This is a genomic window from Caulobacter zeae, assembly GCF_002858925.1.
Classification (GTDB): Bacteria; Pseudomonadota; Alphaproteobacteria; order Caulobacterales; family Caulobacteraceae; genus Caulobacter; species Caulobacter zeae.
In genome coordinates, this window is record NZ_PJRS01000031.1 from 42,087 (window position 1) to 61,152 (window position 19,066).

At 69.8% G+C, this 19,066-nt stretch carries 18 protein-coding genes; 10 read left to right on the forward strand and 8 right to left on the reverse strand.

Annotated elements, in window-relative coordinates:
- The first annotated feature begins 96 nt into the window (after positions 1–96).
- On the forward strand, positions 97–918 hold the full coding sequence (locus tag SGCZBJ_RS15785; RefSeq protein WP_101718947.1) for a uracil-DNA glycosylase: 822 nt from the start codon (positions 97–99) through the stop codon (positions 916–918).
- 176 nt (positions 919–1,094) lie between these two features.
- A complete protein-coding gene (locus SGCZBJ_RS15790) occupies positions 1,095–2,549 on the forward strand; it encodes a lytic transglycosylase domain-containing protein (protein WP_240621533.1) in 1,455 nt (484 codons plus the stop codon).
- 150 nt (positions 2,550–2,699) lie between these two features.
- Here the strand turns inward: SGCZBJ_RS15790 and SGCZBJ_RS15795 are convergent, their stop codons facing one another.
- On the reverse strand, positions 2,700–4,466 hold the full coding sequence (locus SGCZBJ_RS15795) for a chloride channel protein (protein ID WP_101718949.1): 1,767 nt from the start codon (positions 4,464–4,466) through the stop codon (positions 2,700–2,702).
- 158 nt (positions 4,467–4,624) lie between these two features.
- Positions 4,625–5,104 (reverse strand): glycosyltransferase family protein, encoded by a 480-nt coding sequence (locus SGCZBJ_RS15800; protein WP_101718950.1) that lies wholly within the window; start codon positions 5,102–5,104, stop codon positions 4,625–4,627.
- Between the two features lie 81 nt (positions 5,105–5,185).
- Here SGCZBJ_RS15800 and SGCZBJ_RS15805 point away from each other — a divergent pair, with 81 nt between their 5' ends.
- The 3 genes from SGCZBJ_RS15805 to SGCZBJ_RS15815 all read left to right on the forward strand — a co-directional run bounded on the left by SGCZBJ_RS15805 (position 5,186) and on the right by SGCZBJ_RS15815 (position 7,819).
- The gene (locus SGCZBJ_RS15805) at positions 5,186–6,292 is read left to right on the forward strand and encodes a PA0069 family radical SAM protein (protein ID WP_101718951.1); all 1,107 of its coding nucleotides are present in this window, start codon (positions 5,186–5,188) and stop codon (positions 6,290–6,292) included.
- A gap of 235 nt (positions 6,293–6,527) precedes the next feature.
- On the forward strand, positions 6,528–6,944 hold the full coding sequence (locus SGCZBJ_RS15810) for a GFA family protein (protein WP_101718981.1): 417 nt from the start codon (positions 6,528–6,530) through the stop codon (positions 6,942–6,944).
- A gap of 92 nt (positions 6,945–7,036) precedes the next feature.
- On the forward strand, positions 7,037–7,819 hold the full coding sequence (locus SGCZBJ_RS15815; RefSeq protein ID WP_101718952.1) for a VOC family protein: 783 nt from the start codon (positions 7,037–7,039) through the stop codon (positions 7,817–7,819).
- 132 nt (positions 7,820–7,951) lie between these two features.
- On the opposite strand, the gene SGCZBJ_RS15820 is transcribed toward SGCZBJ_RS15815, so the two are convergent.
- Positions 7,952–9,028 (reverse strand): class I SAM-dependent methyltransferase, encoded by a 1,077-nt coding sequence (locus tag SGCZBJ_RS15820; protein WP_101718953.1) that lies wholly within the window; start codon positions 9,026–9,028, stop codon positions 7,952–7,954.
- Positions 9,029–9,035: 7 nt separating this feature from the next.
- Positions 9,036–10,265 (reverse strand): class I SAM-dependent RNA methyltransferase, encoded by a 1,230-nt coding sequence (locus tag SGCZBJ_RS15825; protein ID WP_101718954.1) that lies wholly within the window; start codon positions 10,263–10,265, stop codon positions 9,036–9,038.
- A gap of 273 nt (positions 10,266–10,538) precedes the next feature.
- On the opposite strand from SGCZBJ_RS15825, the gene SGCZBJ_RS15830 reads away from it, so the two are divergent.
- Positions 10,539–11,141 carry a hypothetical protein gene (locus SGCZBJ_RS15830; RefSeq protein WP_101718955.1) on the forward strand — a complete coding sequence of 201 codons (603 nt, stop codon included), beginning with the start codon at positions 10,539–10,541 and terminating at the stop codon, positions 11,139–11,141.
- A 166-nt stretch (positions 11,142–11,307) separates the two neighbouring features.
- Here the strand turns inward: SGCZBJ_RS15830 and SGCZBJ_RS15835 are convergent, their stop codons facing one another.
- The 3 genes from SGCZBJ_RS15835 to SGCZBJ_RS15845 all read right to left on the reverse strand — a co-directional run bounded on the left by SGCZBJ_RS15835 (position 11,308) and on the right by SGCZBJ_RS15845 (position 13,831).
- On the reverse strand, positions 11,308–12,336 hold the full coding sequence (locus SGCZBJ_RS15835; RefSeq protein ID WP_133149272.1) for a hypothetical protein: 1,029 nt from the start codon (positions 12,334–12,336) through the stop codon (positions 11,308–11,310).
- Between the two features lie 139 nt (positions 12,337–12,475).
- Complete coding sequence (locus SGCZBJ_RS15840; RefSeq protein WP_205685397.1) at positions 12,476–13,162, reverse strand: isochorismatase family protein; 687 nt, start codon at positions 13,160–13,162, stop codon at positions 12,476–12,478.
- 12 nt (positions 13,163–13,174) lie between these two features.
- Complete coding sequence (locus SGCZBJ_RS15845) at positions 13,175–13,831, reverse strand: hypothetical protein (protein ID WP_101718957.1); 657 nt, start codon at positions 13,829–13,831, stop codon at positions 13,175–13,177.
- Positions 13,832–14,012: 181 nt separating this feature from the next.
- Here SGCZBJ_RS15845 and SGCZBJ_RS15850 point away from each other — a divergent pair, with 181 nt between their 5' ends.
- Positions 14,013–14,606, forward strand: coding sequence for a CAP domain-containing protein (locus SGCZBJ_RS15850; RefSeq protein ID WP_101718958.1), 594 nt, complete (start codon positions 14,013–14,015; stop codon positions 14,604–14,606).
- Between the two features lie 117 nt (positions 14,607–14,723).
- Here SGCZBJ_RS15850 and SGCZBJ_RS15855 read toward each other — a convergent pair whose 3' ends face one another.
- The gene (locus SGCZBJ_RS15855) at positions 14,724–15,962 is read right to left on the reverse strand and encodes a CaiB/BaiF CoA transferase family protein (RefSeq protein ID WP_101718959.1); all 1,239 of its coding nucleotides are present in this window, start codon (positions 15,960–15,962) and stop codon (positions 14,724–14,726) included.
- A gap of 90 nt (positions 15,963–16,052) precedes the next feature.
- Between SGCZBJ_RS15855 and SGCZBJ_RS15860 the strand changes: the two genes are divergently transcribed.
- From SGCZBJ_RS15860 to SGCZBJ_RS15870, 3 genes are all read left to right on the forward strand, one after another.
- Positions 16,053–17,351 carry an MFS transporter gene (locus SGCZBJ_RS15860; protein WP_101718960.1) on the forward strand — a complete coding sequence of 433 codons (1,299 nt, stop codon included), beginning with the start codon at positions 16,053–16,055 and terminating at the stop codon, positions 17,349–17,351.
- Positions 17,352–17,462: 111 nt separating this feature from the next.
- Positions 17,463–18,701 carry a class I SAM-dependent methyltransferase gene (locus tag SGCZBJ_RS15865; RefSeq protein WP_101718961.1) on the forward strand — a complete coding sequence of 413 codons (1,239 nt, stop codon included), beginning with the start codon at positions 17,463–17,465 and terminating at the stop codon, positions 18,699–18,701.
- The gene (locus SGCZBJ_RS15870) at positions 18,698–19,054 is read left to right on the forward strand and encodes a hypothetical protein (RefSeq protein WP_101718962.1); all 357 of its coding nucleotides are present in this window, start codon (positions 18,698–18,700) and stop codon (positions 19,052–19,054) included. Before SGCZBJ_RS15865 ends, SGCZBJ_RS15870 begins: the two co-directional genes overlap by 4 nt.
- Positions 19,055–19,066: the final 12 nt, after the last annotated feature.

The following is a 19,066-nucleotide window of genomic DNA, read 5'->3' on the forward strand; positions in this document are numbered from 1 at the left end:
GACGCCACGGCGGTCAAGGAAAACCGGATAGTTTTTGTTGCACCGCAGCGCGGACATATCGGTGACGCAGCCCACTATACTCGCTAGAGAAACCCCATGAGCCTCGCCGTCGATCCGCGCGCCGTCGAAAGCCTGCTGGCCTTCTGGGCCGATGCAGGGGTCGAGGCCTGCTACGCCGACGAGCCGATCGACCGCCTGGCCGAGGGCGCGGCCCTGCTGCGGGCCCGCAGTCAGCCTCAGCCGGTGGTGGTCGCAGCCCCCCCGCCCCGCCCTGGCGCGTTCGGCGGGATCGACATCGGCGCGGCCGCCGCCCATGCCAGGGAACTGGCCGCCGCCTGCAACGACCTCGAAAGCCTGGCCGCCGCCATCGCCGCCTTCGACGGCTGCCCGCTGAAGACGCAAGGAGCGCGGCAGGCGGTGTTCTCGCGCGGCCCCGGCGACGCGCCGGTCATGGTCATCGGCGAAGGTCCCGGGGCCGAGGAAGACGCCCGCGGCGAGCCTTTCGTCGGCCGCGCCGGCCAGCTTCTGGACCGCATGCTCAAGGCGGCGGGCCTGCAGGAGCGGGCCTTCATCACCAACACCGTCTTCTGGCGTCCGCCGGGCAACCGAACGCCCACGCCGCAGGAGCAGGCCGTCTGCGCGCCGTTCGTCGAGCGAGCGATCGCGCTGATCAAGCCCAAGTTGATCCTGCTGGTCGGCGGCGCCTCCGCAAAGAGCATGTTGAAGCGCGAGGAAGGCATTTTGTCCCTGCGCGGCCGCTGGTTCGAATGGCGCTCCGAGGACGGCGCGATCGAGGTTCCGGCCTTGCCCAGCCTGCATCCGGCGTTCCTGCTGCGCCAGCCGGCGGCCAAGAAGAAGGCCTGGCAGGACCTCCTTATGCTGGCCGAAAGGCTTGATCGACCCGAACGGCCCCATTAAACAAACCGCTGACCAGTCGGAACGGGGACGCGCGCCGCCTTTTCAAAGGCTTGCGCGGATACGATTTGCAGCTTTTCGCTCGCCCTCTGGCCGTTGTCTCGGCCCTCGCGCTTTGCCTGAACCTCGCTGCGCCCGCAGCAAGGGCCGCGGGGCTGGAACCGCTGTCGGACAACGACATGCGCTATTATCAGGCGGCGTTCGGCGCGGCCGAGCGCGGTGACTTCGACGCCGCCGAGGCCGCCTTCGCCAACACCCGCAACCGCAGCCTGATCGGCAAGCTGTCGCTGGTGCGGCTGATGCACCCCACGGCCTACACCGCCAGCTACGACGACCTGACCGGCTGGCTGAAGCTCTACGGCGACGAAGCCGGCGCCGACCGCGTCTACGCCCTGGCCATGAAGCGCAAGCCCGCCCGCGTGTCCGCGCCCAAGGCCCCGGAACTGTTCATCGACGTCGCCCAGGGCGGCCGCTCAGCCGGCCCCGCCGACAAGGGCCGCGCCGCCCGCGAGGCCTATTATTCCGGCGACGTGAAGGGCGCGCAGAAACTGGCCAAGGCCTCGGGCGAGCGCTGGATCGCGGGCCTGGCCTCGTTCCGCCTGGAATCCTACGCCGAGGCCCGCAGCTATTTCGAGCAGGTCGCCCACGACCAGGGCCAGGACGACTGGCTGCGCGCCGCCGGCGCCTTCTGGGCCGCTCGCTCGGCGAGCATGGCCGGCGACACCGACGGCGTCCGCGCCCTGCTGACCCAGGCCGCCCAGGCTCCGCAGACCTTCTACGGCATGATCGCCGGCCGCCAGCTGGCGATGGCGGGCCTGGCCGTCGCCAACGACCCCGAAGATCCGATCGCCGCCCTGATCACCCGCGTGTCCTACGCCGGTCCCGATCCGGCCTCGCTGAACAAGCTGCTGGCCGGCGACATCCGCGCCCGCCGCGCCGCCTCCCTGGCCCAGCTGGGCCGCTGGAACGAGGCCGGGGCCGAACTGCGGGCCGGCCTGTCCCTGGCCGCCGACGAAAAGGCGCGCGCCGACTGGAGCGCCCTCACCCTCGCCCTCAACGCCCGCGCGCCGTTCAATGCCGGCCGCCCGGTCAAGAAGATCGGCGGCGAGGACTATCCCCTGCCCGAGCTCGCGCCCAAGGGCGGCTTCACGCTCAACAAGGCCCTGGTCTACGCCCTGGTGCGCCAGGAAAGCCGCTTCGACCCGATGGCCGTGTCGGGCGCCGGCGCCGTGGGCCTGATGCAGCTGATGCCGGTCGCGGCCGCCCGCGCCGCCGGCGACGACAAGCTCCTGGCCGACAACACCCCGCTGTTCGACCCGGCCTTCAACCTGCGGGTCGGCCAGGACTACTTCACCTGGCTGATGGACCGCGGCCTGCAGAGCCCCGACCTGCTGCGCGCCGTGGCCGCCTACAACGGCGGTCCGGGCACGCTCCTGAAGGTGCAGCAGCAGCTGGGCGCCGACTGCGACAGCCTGCTGCTGATCGAAAGCCTGCCCGCGCTCGAGACCCGCAACTACGTCGAGAAGGTCATGGCCTCCTACTGGACCTACCGCCGCCTGCTGGGCGCGGAGACCAAGACCCTCGACGCCGTGGCCAGCGGGGCCAAGGTCATCGACTTCCGGCTGGATATGTGACGATCAAAAGGAACCTCCCCCTGTGGGGGAGGTGATCGCGAAGCGATCGGTGGGGGGCGTGGCTCCTGGATCTGCCGTCGCAAGAGAAGCTGAAAGCTTCCCCCCACCGGCCTCCGGCGGCCTCCCCCACAGAGGGAGGTTCGAGGCGGATCACCCCGCCTCGCCGGTTAGCTCCCGCCGCGCCTTCTCAAGCTCCTCGGCGTAACGCCGCGTGGCGTAGGCCTCCGACAGCACGCCCAGCACGTTCTTCTTGTCGTCGATCACCGCCAGCTCGTCGGTCTCGCTGCGGTCGAAGGCGCGCATGACGTCCTTGATCGACTGCTCAGGCTTCAGCGCCGTCTCGGCGTTGATCGCCAGCCCCGCCACCGACCTTTCACCGTCGCCGCCGTCGGCATAGGCCTTGGCCGTCGGGATCACCCCGGCGTAGAGCCCCGCCTCGTCGACCATGATCACCCGCTTGGTCGAGCCCAACGGGAAGCGGCGGCGAAACTCCGCCAGCGTCGTCTCGGCCGGCACGGTCTGGACGTCCTTGCGCATCATCCGCCCCGCGCTCAGCGGCCGCATCCACGAAACGTCGTGGGCGCTGCGGATGGTCTCGCCGCGCAGGTGCAGCCGCCAGGTCGAGAACGAGTAGCCGAAGGTCTCGCGCACCATGGCGCTGGCGATCATCGAGGCCACCAGGGCTGCGGCCGCCACGGTGAAGTCGCCGGTCGCCTCCAGCACCAGGAACGACATGGTGAAGGGTCCGCCCACGACGGCCACGCCCAGCGCCGCCATGCCGACCAGGGCCGCCACCGTCGGGTCCAGGCTCGGCGCCCACGGGATCAGCAGCGAGATCGCCGAGAACACCTGGCCCAGCAGCGCGCCCAGGAACAGCGAGGCGAAGAAGAGGCCGCCCCGAAAGCCGAAGCTCAGCGAGATCACCGAGGCCAGGGCCTTCATGGCCAACAACATCAGCAGCAGCTTGAGCGGCGCCTCGGCCATGAGGTTCAGGTGCAGCGCCCCGTGTCCCGCCGACAGGGTCTGGGGCGTGATCACCGCCAGCGCCGCCAGCCCCATGCCCCCGATCGCCGGCCGCAGCCAACGCGGGATCGGCGAGCGGGTCACCAGCCGCTCGGCGTTGGCCACCAGCCGCATCAGGCCGATGCCGACGATGGCGCAGGCCAGGCCCACCAGCGCGTAGAGGCCATAGTCGGTCCAGGACTGCACCGCCTGGGTGTCGGTCTTCAGCAGGTAGGGGATCGCGCCCATCTTGCTGGCCACCAGCACGGCGGCCAGGGCGGCGGCCACCACGGGCGCCAGGTTGGCGACGGTGTAGGCCCCGATGACGATCTCGAAGGCGTAGAAGGCGCCGGTCAGCGGCGCGCCGAAGGCCGCGGCGATGGCCGCGCCGGCCCCGGCGCCCACCAGGGTGCGCATATCGGCCCGGCGCAGGTTCAGCCGCTGCCCCGCGAACGAGGCGGCGGCCGCGCCCGCCTGGGCGTAGGCGGCCTCCAGCCCGACCGAGGCCCCGACCCCGTTCGACAGCATGGTCTGGCCGCAGATGAAGGCGCTGTCCTTCATCGACAGACGCCCGCCGTGCAGGGCGTTGGCCTCCACGGGGTCGACGGCGGGGCGCGGGCGATACTTCATCCAGGCCCAGGTGATCCCGCCCAGCAGCAGCCCGCCGATCGGAATGGCCAGCAGCCGCCAGGGCGCGACGTGAGACTGGGCGCTGAGCCGCTCGTTGATGTCGATCTCGAACAGCAGCATCTGCAGGCCGTGCGCCACCTGGGCCTGCACGACCGCGAAGGTTCCGGCCGCCACGCCGATCAGCGTCGCCACCGCGATCAGCCACAGCTCGCTGGAGCGGATTCGGCGCCGCAGCCAGCCGACCCACTTCACGGATGCGGCGGCGGAGGCGTGGGCGAGCGACATGGACCCTCGATAACGCGCAGGGGACGAGACTTACAACCCTCCCCCTGAAGGGGGGAGGTGTCGCCAAAGGCGACGGAGGGGGAAGTCGCCCTCCATCACCGCGGAAAACTTCCCCCTCCGACCGCTTCGCGGCCATCTCCCCCTTTGGGAGAGGGTCTTCAGATCGAAACCCGCCGCGCCTTCAGCCGCCCCGCCAGCGCCTTCTCCGGCGCATATCCCGCAAACCCGTCCGTCGCCGCATAGTCCAGCCGCCGCACGAGCAGCCCAAGCGGCGCCGCCGTCAGCCTCGCCAGCAAGCCGCCCGCCGGAACCAGCAGAGCCGCAGCCCCCGCCCCGCCGGCCAGGTGCGCTTCCACCGGCCCGCGCCAGGCCTCAGGCAGGCCGCGCGACGGATCCAGCGCCAGGATCCAGTCGCCCCGCGCCACGGCCGCGCCGGCCGCCAGCAGTGAGCCCCGGTCGCCCGAGACGGCGACGAACCGTGCGCCGCTGTCCTCGACCAGCCCGTCCAGCCCCGGCTCGGCCGCGCCGGCGATCACCACCTCCTTGACCAGGCCGTCGACGGCCGCCGGCACCAGCTGGGCCAGGATCTGGGCGAGCGCATGCACGGGCGCGACGGCGGGAAGGATCACGGAGATCATGGCCTCGCCTTTGACGGCTCGTCGCCCGCCTCGTCAAGCATCGTTCTTGTTATGTTCTGCATGTCGGCATAGGATGCCCACATGCAGACGCGCCGCTCCTTCACCGACACCGCCTACAAGCAGGGAACTGCGGCCCTGCGCGGTCGCGGCGCGCGTAGCAACGAGACCGGCCGCTACGAGAGCCTGACCTCCCAGCCGTTCGACGACGGCTGGACCGAAGACGACAACGCCGCCCGGGTGCTGACCACCAGCGTCCTGGCCATGAAGTCCAAGACGGTCATCGCCCGCAACAAGAGCCCCGACGTCGGCTTCGACCGCTCGATCAATCCCTATCGCGGCTGCGAGCACGGCTGCATCTACTGCTACGCTCGTCCGGCCCATGCCTATCTGGGCCTCTCGCCCGGCCTCGACTTCGAGAGCAAGCTGTTCTTCAAGCCCGAGGCCGGCAAGCTGCTCGACCGCGAGCTGTCCAAACCGACCTACAAGGTCGGCAGCGTCCACATCGGCGGCGACACCGATCCCTACCAGCCGCAGGAACGCTCCCTGCGCGTCACGCGCGGCGTGCTGGAGACGCTGAGCCGCTTTCGCCACCCGTTCTCGATCATCACCAAGTCGGCCCTGATCACCCGCGACCTCGACATCCTGGGCGAGATGGGACGCGCCGGCCTGGCCCGCGCGGCCGTGTCGATCACCACGCTCGATCGCAAGCTGGCCCGCAGCATGGAGCCCCGCGCCGCCACGCCCGAACGCCGGCTCGACGCCGTGCGCCAATTGTCCGAGGCCGGGGTGCCGACCATCGTCATGTTCGCCCCGGCCATCCCGTCGCTGAACGACCACGAGATGGAGGCGGTGCTGGAACGCGCCAAGGCGGCCGGGGCGGTGGCCGCCGGCTATGTGGCCATCCGCCTGCCGATGGAGATCCACGGCCTGTTCGAGCAGTGGCTGGCCTCCGACCATCCCGACCGCGCCAAGCGGGTGATGTCCCTGGTGCGCCAGATGCGCGGCGGGGCGGCCTATGACAGCGAGTTCGGCAAGCGCATGACCGGCGAAGGCCCGGTGGCCGAGGTGCTGAACCAACGCTTCCACGCCGCCCTCAGGCGCTTCGAACTCGACAGGCCCCTGCCCCGCCTCGACACCAGCCAGTTCCGCGTCCCGCCCAAGACGGGCGACCAGTTGAGTTTGTTCTGAACCTCAAGCCACTCTGCCTCGTCATCCCGGCCGAAGCGAAGCGTAGAGCCGGGACCCAGGGGCCGTCGCAATGCGCCGGCAGCCTCCGGGCGGCAAGGCCAGGCGCTGCGCCCAGCCCCCTGGGTCCCGGGCCTGCGGCGCTCCGCGCCTCCGCCCGGGATGACGGCGAAGGGTGAACAGCAGCATCAGCCCTCCCCGCTTGCACCTGTCACAGGAAGGCCCATCAATGCCGCCCATGACGAAAGAACGCCGTTACGCCGGAGGGTGCCTGTGCGGCGCCGTGCGCTGGAGCGCCACGGGCCAGCCGCTGTACCAGGGCTATTGCTGCTGCGCCGACTGCCGCAAGGCCTCGGGTTCGGGCTTCGTGCCATTCATGGGCTTTGCGGCCTCGGCGGTGACGATCAGCGGCGAGACGTTGAAGGTCCGCTCGCCGGCCTTCCGTGGCGGTGAGGCCCTGCGCAACGCCTGCCCGACCTGCGGCGGCCTCGTCTTCGGCGGCGAGGTCGGGGTCGACGACAGCCACACGATCTATGCCGGCTCGCTCGACGACGCCTCGCTGTTCGAGCCGACCATGGCCCTGTTCCTGCGCGACAAGCCCGATTGGGTCGTGCTGCCGCAGGGTCTGGCGGCCTTCGAGACCATGCCTGACTAGAAAATCGCACGCCGACTGTCGGGACGGGCGTCCGCCGTTCGTCCTCGCGAAGAACACGGCTCGAGCCGGGCCGGAGAAAAAGGGAGAGAGCGATGTCGGAAACCAACGGACGGTTCGGCTGGTACGAACTGATGACCACCGACGTGGACGCCGCGTCCGCCTTCTACGCTAAGGTCGTGGGCTGGACCCCGACGGACTCCGGCATGCCCGGCCCGACCAAATACATGATCCTCAATGTCGGCGAGACCGGGGTCGGCGGCGTCTTCACGCCCGAGGGCGGCTGCCCCGAAGGCGCCCGTCCCGGCTGGATCGGCTACATCTTCGTCGACGACGTCGACGCCTATGTCGGCAAGGTGGTCGAGGCCGGCGGCTCGGTGTTCATGCCCGCCGACGACATCCCCGGCGTCGGCCGCTTCTCGGTCGTCGCCGACCCGTACGGCGCGGTCTTCACCCTGTTCAAGCCGTTCCCGCGCGATGAGATCCCGCCGCAGCCGGCCGACGGCGCGCCCGGCACGTTCGGCTGGCGCGAGCTGATGGCCGGTGACCTGGAAGGGGCGTTTTCCTTCTATTCCAAGGTGTTCGGCTGGTTGAAGACGCAGGCCATCGACATGGGCCCGATGGGAACCTACCAGCTCTTCGCCTATGAGGCTGACGGCCCGGACGTCGGCGGCATGATGACCCGGCTGCCGGACATGCCGGTGTCGTTCTGGAACTACTACGCCCAGGTCGACAGCGCCTCGGCCGCCCGCGACCGCGCCGTGGCCGCCGGCGCGACCACCATGATGGACGTCCACCAGGTGCCCGGCGGCAGCTGGATCTACATGGCGACCGATCCGCAAGGGGCCGGCTTCGCGGTGGTCAGTCAGGCGCAGTAGGCCCCTCCCCCAGAAGGGGGAGGCGGCCCGGAGGGCCGGAGGGGGAAGCTTCTGCCGAGTTCAGGGCGCACGAACGCCGCGATCCCTTCCCCCCCTCAGTCGCTTCGCGACAGCTCCCCCTTCAGGGGGGTATCACTTCTCCAGCAGCAGCGCCTTGGTCAGGAACGCCTTGTCGCGCCCGATCACCCGCAGCCCCGCTGCTTGAAACAGCGCTTCAAGGTCCGTCTCGGCGTAGCTGCCGTAGAACGGCTCGTGGAAGTAGGCCGGAAACGCCTCGAGCATCCGCGCCAGCTGCGGCTCGTCGCTCGGCTGCACGGAGTCGGCGAAGGCCAGCACGCCGCCAGGCTTCAGCACCCTGGCGAGCTCGGCGGCGACGATCGGCCGTACGCGCGGCGGCAGTTCGTGGAACAGGTAGACGCAGGTCGCCGCGTCCAGGCTGTCGTCGGCCAGCGGCAGGCGCTCGGCGTTGGCCTGCACCGTGCCCCGCCCCGACCGCGTCCGAGCCTCGGCCAGATAGGCCGGCGACAGGTCGAGCCCCGCCAGGGCCGCGCGCGGAAAAGTTTGCGCCAGGTCGCGCAGGAAAGCGCCCGAGCCGCAGGCCACGTCCATCAGCCGCAGGTCGCGCTGGTCGCGTCCCCGCCAGCGCCTGGCCAGCAGGCCAAGCGCCCGCCGGCGCATCGCCCCAGCCGCGCCCGAGAACAGCGCCTCGACCTGGGCGTCATAGCGGCGGGCGCTGTCGGCGGTGAACCAGCCGCCCGACTGATAGTGGAAGTTCTGCCGGTAATAGGCCGGATAGCCCTGGCTCTTGGGATCGTCGCGCACCTCGACCCCGTCGCCCCGGCGGCGGCGCAGGTCGACCTCGCGGGCGTCGGCCAGGAAGTCCCAGGCTTTCAGGATCGAGGCGGCCGGATGGGACGGCGCGTCCTCCATCGGCGGATAGAGGCCGGCGGCGACGTCGGCGGCGTCCTTCTCGAAGGCCGACAGATAGGCCCGGCGCAGGCGCCCCTGCGACACCGGCGGCGCATCGGAGGCAAAGCGCGGCGCGGCCTTGCCCTCGGTCGGGCGAGTAATGAACTTGGCCAGCCCGCCGGCCGCCGTCCACCAGGCCGCCTTGGCGGCGGCCTTGCCGCGTTGGGCGGCGGCGTCGAGGGCGAACGCCCCGCGCCGATCCGCCCCTAGCTTTTCTTCCCGGCCCTTGGCTTGGCCCATCCTCGCCTCATCGCGAAAAGACCCCAACCAGCTCAATATGCGGCGACCAGAGGAACTGGTCCACCGGCAGCACCTTCTCCAGCTTGAAGCCGGCGTCGATCAGGATGCCGGCGTCGCGAGCGAAGGTCGCCGGATTGCACGACACCCCGACCACGCGCGAGACCTTGGAGATGGCGATCTCTCGCGTCTGCTCCAGCGCCCCGGCGCGCGGCGGGTCGAAGACCACCGCGTCCATCTTGTTGAGCTCGCTCGAGAGCACCGGCCGGCGGGTCAGGTCGCGCGCCTCGGCGACGATCGCCTTCAGGCCCGGGGCCGACCCCACGGCCGCCTTCAGCGCCGCGATCGCCGGCTCGGCGAAGTCGGCGGCATAGACCCCCGACTCCTGGGCCAGGCGGAAGGTGAAGGTGCCCACGCCGCTGAACAGGTCGGCGACCCTCGCCGCGCCGGCCACGTGCTGCACGGCGAAGTCGGCCATGGCCTTCTCGGCGGCCGGCACGGCCTGCAGGAACGAACCGGCCGGCAGCGGCACGATGGCCGGACCCAGCTTCACCAGCGGCTGGCGGGCCATGTACAGCACCTCGCCGGCCAGGGTGACGCGGGCGAAGTCGAACTCGCCGGCCACCATCGCCGCCTGCACGCGGGCGTCGGCCGACAGCCCGCCGCTCTTGCGCTCGACGCCCGTGACGTCGATGTCCAGGCCCGTGCCGGTCAGGGTGACGTGCAGGGTCGGGGCCGACTTCGGGTGCTCCAGGAACGGCTGGGCCAGGCGCGCCAGGCCCGGCAGGGCGGCGACGATCTTCGGGTGCGTGACCGGGCATTCCTCGATCTTCACCAGGTTCCACGAGCGGCGCTCCTTGAAGCCCAGGCGCACCCCGCCCTTGCCGCCGCGCGCGTGCAGCGCCACCCGGCGGCGCGAGGCCGGCGGCGAGGCGATGGTCGGCAGGATCTCGGTCTCGATCCGCTCGCGCTTGAGCTCGAACCGCACCTGCTCGCGCTTCCAGTCGAGATAGGGCGCGATGTCCCAGTGCTGCAAGGCGCAGCCGCCGCAATGGCCGAAATGCTTGCAGGCCGGATCGACGCGCTCGGGGCTGGCCTCGAGGATCTCGGCCAGTTCGCCGCGCTGGCCCTCCATGCGGGCGGTGATCCGCTCGCCCGGCAGGGTCAGGGGCACGAAGGCCGGGCCCGCGGCGACGCCGTCGCCCTGGCCGCCGACGGCGTCGATTTTCAGTTCACGCATTCCAAAGTCGCCTTCGGGAACCTTGACCGGTTCCGATCCGTTCAAGCCTCGCCGCAGGCGTGGCCCCATTTTCGCCTCGTCCGCGCCAAGTTCGACGCCGAAGAAGCCTGTTCGAGCGCGTCCGTACCTCATTCGGCGCCCATATGCGTGAACGAACTGGTGCGTGAACGAAGATGAACGGTCCGGTCAACGGCCGTTCAGAAACGGCTTGGCATGGTGCGGACAACGGACGGTCCCCCGATCGTCACGCCCGCTTTCAGGGAGAGTTTTTCGATGATGATCCGGACCGCCATCAGCGCCCTCGTCGCCGGCGCGGCCCTCGTCGGCGCCGCGGCTCCGACCGTCGCCTCCGCCCAGGCCTACGGCTCGGGCGCCTATCAGGGCGGGGCCTACGACCGTAACGGCTACTACTACGACCCCTGCCGCCGCAGCACGACCAACCGCACCACGGGCGGCGGCCTGGCCGGCGCTGGCATCGGCGCGGCCATCGGCGGCAGCGTCGCAGGTCGCGGTGCCAAGACCGAAGGCGCGGTGCTGGGCGGCCTGCTCGGCGCGGTCGTCGGCGGCAATATCGGCCGCAGCTCGGCCGCCTGCGCCCCTGGCGCGGTTCCCCCGCCGCCTCCCCCGCCCCGCGCCTACAACGACTACGATCGCGGCTACGACAACGGCGGCTATGACGACGCCTACTACGATCGTCGCGGCGGTAACGGCTACACCTACGAGTCGGAACGCTCCTACCGCGTGACCGAGGGCCGCGCCGACGCCAACGGCTGCACCCTGGCCGAAAGCCCGATCTACCTGCCCGACGGCCGCACCCAGAAGCGCTTCGTCCGCGTCTGCCCCGACGCCTCGGGCCGCTACCAGGTCGTCGACTAAGTTTCTCTAGGCGGATTTCCTCTCTGGAACTCCACATACTTAAGGCCGCCGGCTCCCTGAGCCGGCGGCCTTTTCTTTGGACGCAGTGGAGGCTATGCGCCCGGCGTGGTCATTGCCGCGCCGATCGGTCTAGCGACCCCGGATCGACCTGGCTTCCCCGCCTCGTCTACGACTTGGCATCCGAAACCTTCACGCTCGACACGAGCGCGCTCAGCCAGTCCGCTTCGTTCTGACCAGCGTGATAGAGGCTGACGCTCAGGACGATGGGCGAGCCGACCCACGACAGCGTCGATTTGCGCTGACCGGCGCCGTTCTCGATATACTGCGGAACCACTTCGAAGCCGCTGTCGAGCTTGAACGGCGTAGCCCCGTCGGCGGCCTTGACCGCCTTTCCACCGCTGTACAGCGCCTCGCGCGCGACTACGTAGCCGGCCTTGCAGTCGTAAAGCATCGAGGCCGTGCGGCTACCGTCCTCCAAAAGCAGCGTAGCGTACTCCACGCGGGTGCAGCCGTGCGCGGCGAGCGCATCAGAAATCGTGGTCAGCGGACTATAAGGTCCGGCAAGACTGCTCTTCTCCCAGCCTTGCAGCGACCGCAGGATCGCCGCGCGATCGGGGATCAGGTCGCTGTCCACCCGTAGAGGCGTTTCCGGCTTCAGCGCGAGAGCGACGTTCTGTCGGTCGTTAAGGCGCTCCCTTGACACGGCCTGCTCGTCCGTCGGGGCGTTTCGAAGCGCCGTAGCGATGAAGCAGTTGCCGCTGGTCAGCTTGGTGTCGCAGTTGGACGTGCTGATCTCACCAGACGAGACGAAGTCGGGGCAGACAGCCTCGATCTCGTCGAAGAGGGAAGCGGGACCCTTTCCCGGCTTGTCGCCCTGGGCCGGATTGAGGAAGTGCCAGGTGAAGATCGACGAGGGCGCGTCAATGGGCGCCGCGATGGTCCTTTGCTTGGTAAAGGCGCAACAGGTCGCCTCATCCGAAGCGGGCGTAGCCGTGCCCGCGGTCACGATCGTCCACTGGAACTGGAACTGGAACGGGATGGAGTTGGTGTTGCTCACCGACGTCGCCGAGATGAATAGCGGGCAGGCGAAGGTGTTTGTCAGGGATACGCCGGCTGCGGCCCAGGCGTTACCGGCCAGCACACTCAAGGTCATTGCGAACAATATGGTTCGACAATGGAATACTAGACGCGACATCGAACACCTTTTTAAGAATCACTATCAAAAGCAACCTAAGGGAAGACACCAAAGATCGCAATGATTGTGAAATACGCATTTCGCGCTCAGGCCGAACCGCGCGGCAGACTTCACTTTCGCAATCGCCTTCCCGAAGCGATCACCCCCGCAACCACCCCGCCGCTTCCTCCACGTCCACCACATCCGCGTACTTCAGCTGCAAATCGGTCAGGTTGGCGTAGTGGTAGCTCTCGTGCTTGTCGGCCACGCATTGCTCGGGAACGATCGTGCGGTAGCCGCGCGAGAGGCTTTCGACGGCGCTGGCGCGCACGCAGCCGCTGGTCGAACCGCCGGTCAGGATCACCGTGTCGACCTTGTGCCAGACCAGATAGCTCTGCAGCGGGCTCTCGAAGAAGGCGCTGGGCATGCGCTTATCGAAGACCAGATCGACGGCTTCGTCGATCTCGACGCGCGGGTCGAAGGCGTGGCGCTCGCTGTTCTGCTTGATGTTCTGCAGGCTGTCGGGGGTGTCGGTGCGCGTGCCCCAGACGCCGGCGTCGCCGCCGTCGGGCTTGTACATCACCCGCGTCCAGATCACCGGCATGCCCCGCGCCCGGGCCAGGGCCGAGATGCGGTTCACATGGGCGATCTGGTCGGGATCGGTGACGTAGGCGCTCTTGGGGAACAGGTCGGGCCGGGTATAGGCCTGCTGGAAGTCGATATTGACCACCGCCGCCTTGGACCCGAAGCCGAAACGGGCGCGGGCCGGATTGGCCTTCACCGCCTCGTAGAGTTGCCGGGCGGTCTTGTCTTCACGCACCATGGTGGGTTCGAAACGCAGGGTCATGGCGGGGCTCCTTCAGGCGGGGGTCCAGAGGCCGAGCAGCGCGGCGAGGATCAGCAGGATCCAGAGGCTGACGACCACGGGCCGGGTCTTCTCCAGCACCGCGGCGATGGTCGCATCGCCCTCGGGCGTCGGGCCGGTGGTCATCATGGCCACGACCGGCGGGCCCAGCGGGGCCAGCAGCTTGCGGATGAAGAGGCCGCAGCCGATGGCGATCGCCAGGATCAGCATCTTGAGCGCCAGGAACAGCGGCGCCGTCGCCAGGCCTGCGAGGCTGGCGCCGCCGAAGCCGGCCAGGGCGACCAGAACGCCCCAGCGGATGGCGATGTCGATGCGGCGAACTCCGGCCTTGGGCGGGCTGTGATGGATATGGATGGCCCAGGCCATGGTCAGCCAGAACAGGCACAGCGCCCACACGGCCGCCACGGCCTCGGGCGGCACATCCCACCAGCCCTTCAGCTTGGCCAGGGTCAGGCCCGTCGGCAGGGCCAGGATCAGGCAGGTGCGCGGGGCCATGTCGATGTCGGCCAGCACCTTCAGCGCCAGGCCGCGCTCCTTGACCGTACGGGCCGGATCGGCGGCGTAGCGCGAGGTGTAGAAGGCCCCCAGGTCCCCGCCCAGCCAGTAGACGAAGACCAGCACGTGCAGCAGCGTGATCAGGGCGAGAAGCATCGTGGAATCCGGCGGTTGTCAGGCCGTCTTGATGCCGCCTGGAAAGGCGCCTTGGCGGATCCTCGCCGGTTTTCTCGCCTCGCGGATAGCAAGTCCCGGGTGCGACGCTGCGGACACAGGCGAATCCGAACAAGCGTGCTACAGCACGCATCGAGGGGCTTTTTCCGTATCGTAGGTTCGTATGCGTTCTTACCGTCGCCCAGGCCTGGCGCTTGCCGGACTGCTGCTGCTCGCCTTTCCCCAGATCGCCGCCGCCCAGAGCCAGGCCCAGGCGGTGCTCGACGAGATCAACTACGTCCGCGCCAATCCCAGAGCCTATGCCGACGAGCTGCGCCGCTCCGAGCCCCACCATGGCGAGGATCCCGACGCCCTGCATGAAGCCGTCGCCGAACTACAGCGCCAACGGCCCCTGCCCCCGCTGACCGCCGACGGCCGCATCGACGACGCCGCCCGCGACCACGCCAGCGCCCAGGGCGCGCGCGGCACGGTCGGCCACGGCGCGACCGGCAGCCTGGGCCAGCGGCTGCGCAAGTACGGCGTCTATGCCGGCATGTCGGCCGAGAACATCTCCTATGGCTACGAAGACCCGCGCGACGTGGTCCGCCAGCTGGTGGTCGACAGCCGCGTGCCGGGCCGCGGCCACCGCCGCAACATCCTGTCAGCCAGCTACAGCAGCGCCGGCGCCGCCTGCGGCGGGCATCGCTCCTACGGCGCCATGTGCGTCATCGACTTCGCCGGGGCCATGCCCGAGGGCGCGGCGCGAGCGGCGCGTTAGGGGGCTGAAACCTCGCCCTTCGACAAGCTCAGGGTGAGGTTTCAACTGAGCCGCAGCGCACATTGTCCTCATCCTGAGTTTGTCGAAGGGCGAGGACACGCATGGCGTCGGCGGCCCCTAGATCACCCCTGCGCTCGCCAGCTCGGCGATCTCCGCCTCGCTCTTCCCCAACCCGGCCAGCACCGCCGCCGTGTCCGCCCCCAGGGCCGGCGGCGGGCGCTCCACCACGACCGGCGTGCGCGAGGCCCGGATCGGCGAGGCCACGGTGCGGATGGATGACGCCAGGTCTTCCCGCGCCTGCTCGACCACCAGGCCGCGATGCACCGCCTGCGGTTCCTGGAACACCTGGTCGATCGCATTGATCGGCCCGCACGGCACGCCCGCGGCCTCCAGCAGCGCGATCCAATCCCGCGTCGTACGGTTGACCAGGATCGGAGCCATGGCCTGAGCCAGCTGCGCCCGCGCCGCCACCCGCTGGGCGTTGGTCGTAAAGCGGGGATCCTCGGCCAGGTCCGGCGCGTCGGCCGCCTTGGCGAAGGCGCGGAACTGGCCGTCGTTGCCCACCGCCAGCACCATCGCCCCATCGGCGGTGGCGAACACCTGGTAGGGCGCGAGATTGGGGTGGGCGTTGCCCAGGCGCTCGGGCGCCTTGCCGGTGGCGAAGTAGTTGCTGGCCTGGTTGGCCAGCACGGCGGCCTGCACGTCGAACAGGGCGATGTCCATGTGCTGCCCCTCCCCGGTCGCCCGCGCATGCAGCAGGCCGCAGAGGATGGCGTTGGCCGCATAGAGGCCGGTGAACAGGTCGACCACCGCCACGCCCACCTTCATCGGCTCGGCGCCGTCGGCTCCGTCCGGCTGCCCGGTGATCGACATCAGCCCGCCCATGGCCTGGATCATGTAGTCGTAGCCGGCCCGCGCCGCGTAGGGTCCGGTCTGGCCAAAGCCGGTGATCGAGCAATAGACCAGCCGCGGATTGATCGCCGCCAGGCTCTCATAGTCGAGGCCGTACTTGGAGAGGCCCCCGACCTTGAAGTTCTCGACCACCACGTCGGCCTCCGCCGCCATCTGGCGGATCAGTTCGGCGCCGCGCGGATCGGCCATGTCGATGGTCACCGAGCGCTTGTTGCGGTTGGCGCAGGTGAAATAGGCCGCATCGCCCCGCCCGCCGTCGGTCGTCTCGAAGAACGGAGGGCCCCAGGCGCGGGTGTCGTCGCCGACGCCCGGCCGCTCGACCTTGACCACCTCGGCGCCCATGTCGGCCAGGGCCTGGGTCGCCCAGGGACCGGCCAGCACGCGGGAAAGATCGAGCACCTTGACCCCACAAAGGGCGGCGCCGGGCCTGACGTCTGATCGCAAGGCGACTGCTCCGGATATTCCTGTTGCGGGCGCCGTTCAGCGCCCCAGGCTGCCTCGCCTACCGATGTGATCGCGGCGGGGCAAACGGCGATGGCGAAACTATCCGAAATCCAGCAAGGCGAATTCCGGCGCGGCTGGCCGCTGCTGCTCAGCGTCGTGCTGGGCGTGGGCCTGGGGCTGTCGCCCCTGCCCTTCTACAGCATCGGCATGCTGGCCCCGCAACTGGCCAAGGAATTCGGCTGGAGCTTCGCCTCGATCATGCTGGGCCTGCCGGTCGCCACCGTGGCCGTCATGATCGTCGGTCCGATCATCGGCTGGCTGGGCGACAGGGTCGGCGTGCGGCCGGTGGCCATAACCTCGCTCGTGCTGTTCGCCTTCGCCTTCATGGGCTTTGCCCTGACCAACGGCTCGCTGCCGCTGTTCTACCTGAACTGGGCGATCATGGGCGCGGTCGGCGCGGGCACCCTGCCCACCACCTGGACCCGGGCGATCAACAACGGCTTCGAACTGAACAAAGGCCTGGCCCTGGGCGTCGCCCTGATGGGCACGGGCGTCTTCGGCTTTCTGATCAAGCCGTTCCTGATGTGGATGATCGAGGCCCACGGCTGGCGCGCGGCCTACCTCGTCACCGGCGCCCTGCCCCTGGCCATCGCCCTGCCGGTGGCGCTGCTGGCCTTCAAGGACCCCGGCGCCCGCCGTGTCCACACGCAGGACGCGCCCCTTCCGGGCCTCGCCCTGCCCCAGGCGCTGCGCGATGCGAAGTTCTGGCTGATCGCCGGCGGCTTCCTGCTGTTCTCCTTCGCCATCGCCGGCCCCCTGCCCAATCTCGAGAACCTGCTGAAGCTGAAGGGCTTCACGAAGGCCGAAATCGTCAGCCTGGCCCCCGTCGTGGGGCTTTCGGTGATCGTCGGCCGCGTGGCCGGCGGCTGGCTCGTCGACCGCTTCTGGGCCCCGGCCGTGGCGCTGGTGCTGCTGTGCCTGCCCGCCGTCGGCTGCCTGATCCTGCACGGCCAGGACCCCGCTTTCACCAGCGCCCTCTTGGCCATCGCCCTCGTCGGCATGGCGGCGGGCATGGAGTTCGACCTGCTGGCCTTCCTGATCGCCCGCTATTTCGGGGCTCGATCCTATTCGACGCTCTACGGCTGCCTCTACCTGTCCTACGCCGCCGGCTCGGGGCTGGGTCCCGTGGCCTTCGGGGCCGATTTCGACGCCACCGGCGGCTACCAGCTGTCGCTGCTGGTCGCCACCGGCCTGCTGGTGGTCGGCGGCCTCGTCCTGCTGCCGCTGGGCCGCTACCGCTTCGCCTCCGAGCACGCCGTCGAGGAGCAGCGCATCGAAGCCGCCAGGAACGAGCAGGTCGGCGAGCGCGCAGCCGTGCCCGGCGCCTGACTTCTTGGATTTCTGACAGGGGATTCCTGACAGGCGGATTTTCGCGTCGTCGCCCGTCCGCCACCCGCCGGACGGGCGCAAGCTCGCGCCAATTGGAGTAGGAGTGCGCCCATGACCGGTCGCGTCAACGAGGGGCCGATCCAGGCCTATGAGGGCCCGCCCGACTATCGCAAGGTCGGCCGCCACGGGGTGTTCCCCGACATGTCGCACGACGAGGTCGAGCGGCTGAACGTCCTGGCCCAGCTCAACCGCCACCTCTCCACCCGTGTCATCCCCGGCGTGAAACAGGCCTGGGAGACCCGCGCCCTGCCGGCCTTCGAGAAGGCCAACGATCGCGCGCCCAAGGATCGCCACGAAGTCCGCAAGGCGCTGCTGAAAGACCCCGCCTTCCAGACCTGGTCGGCCCTGCGCCGCCTGACCATGGAGCAGCGCCAGCAGGCCGGCCGCTGGACCACCCTGCGCCAGGCCGAGGAGCTGGCCGCCAAGGCCGCCGCGCTGAACGCCGGCCACGACCGGCTGGAACTCGATCCGTCCCTGCTGATCCCCCGCTACGTCAGCGCCGTAGACCACCACTGCATGCCCGGCAGCTATCACGTCGAGCGCTTCGAGGGCGACGTCTCCGGCGGCGCCAACTACGACCATGGCGGCTTCGCCACCACCGGCGGCCTCTTGGGACGCTTCTCCGACGGCGGCGGCCAGGCCGTGGTGCGCTGGGTGCAGCGCAAGCTGCCCGACTTCAAGCCGCGACGCATCCTCGACATCGGCGCCACCGTCGGCCACAGCGCCCTGCCGATCGCCCAGGCCTTCCCCGACGCCGAGGTCGTGGCCATCGACGTCGGCGGGCCGATGCTGCGCTACGCCGCCGCTCGCGCCGCCTCGCTGGGCGTGGAGAACATCCGCTTCGTCCAGGCCGACGGCGCCGACCTGTCGCGCTTTGCGGCCGGCAGCTTCGACTGGGTGCAGACCACCATGTTTCTGCACGAGCTGTCCTTGGCCTCGATGAAGGCCATCTTCGCCGAGAGCCGCCGCGTGCTGGCCCCCGGCGGCGTGGTGCTGCACGTCGAGCAGCCGCAGTACGCGCCGACCATGCCGCTGTTCGAGCAGGCCATGCGCGACTGGGACGCCTTCTACAACAACGAGCCCTTCTGGAGCACGCTGCACGAGATCGACCTCGATGCCCGCATGGTCGAGGCCGGCTTCACGGCCGATGAGCTGATCCATGACGGCGTCACCGCCGTGGTCGACCGCGAGGTCTTTCCCGACGCCGCCGACGACGACAGCGAAGACTACGGGCGAAAAGCCGCCTGGCGCGTGATCGGAGCGCGGAAAACTCCCAAGGAAGCCCGATGAGCATCGCAGACGCCCTGGCCGACGCCGGCGCCAAGCCCGCCGGCAAGCGCCCCTATTTCTTCGCCGACCGCGAGGTCGAGCGCGTGCTGGCCATCACCATGGCCGTGGTCCAGGAACTGGCCGTCACCCGCGCCCGGCTCGACACGCTGGAGCGCGTCATCGAGGCCCGCGGCGGTCTCGAACGCGCCGAGATCGAGCGCTTCGAACCCAGCCCCGAGGCCGCCGCCGAGCGCGGCCTGTGGCTTCAGGAATATCTCTCCCGCGTGCTGCGCATCGTCCAGCAGGAGGCCGAGGCCGCCACCGCCACGGGCGACGTCGCTTCGGAAGACGTGGCCGTCGAGCTGCGCGACTAAAGCCCGCACGAT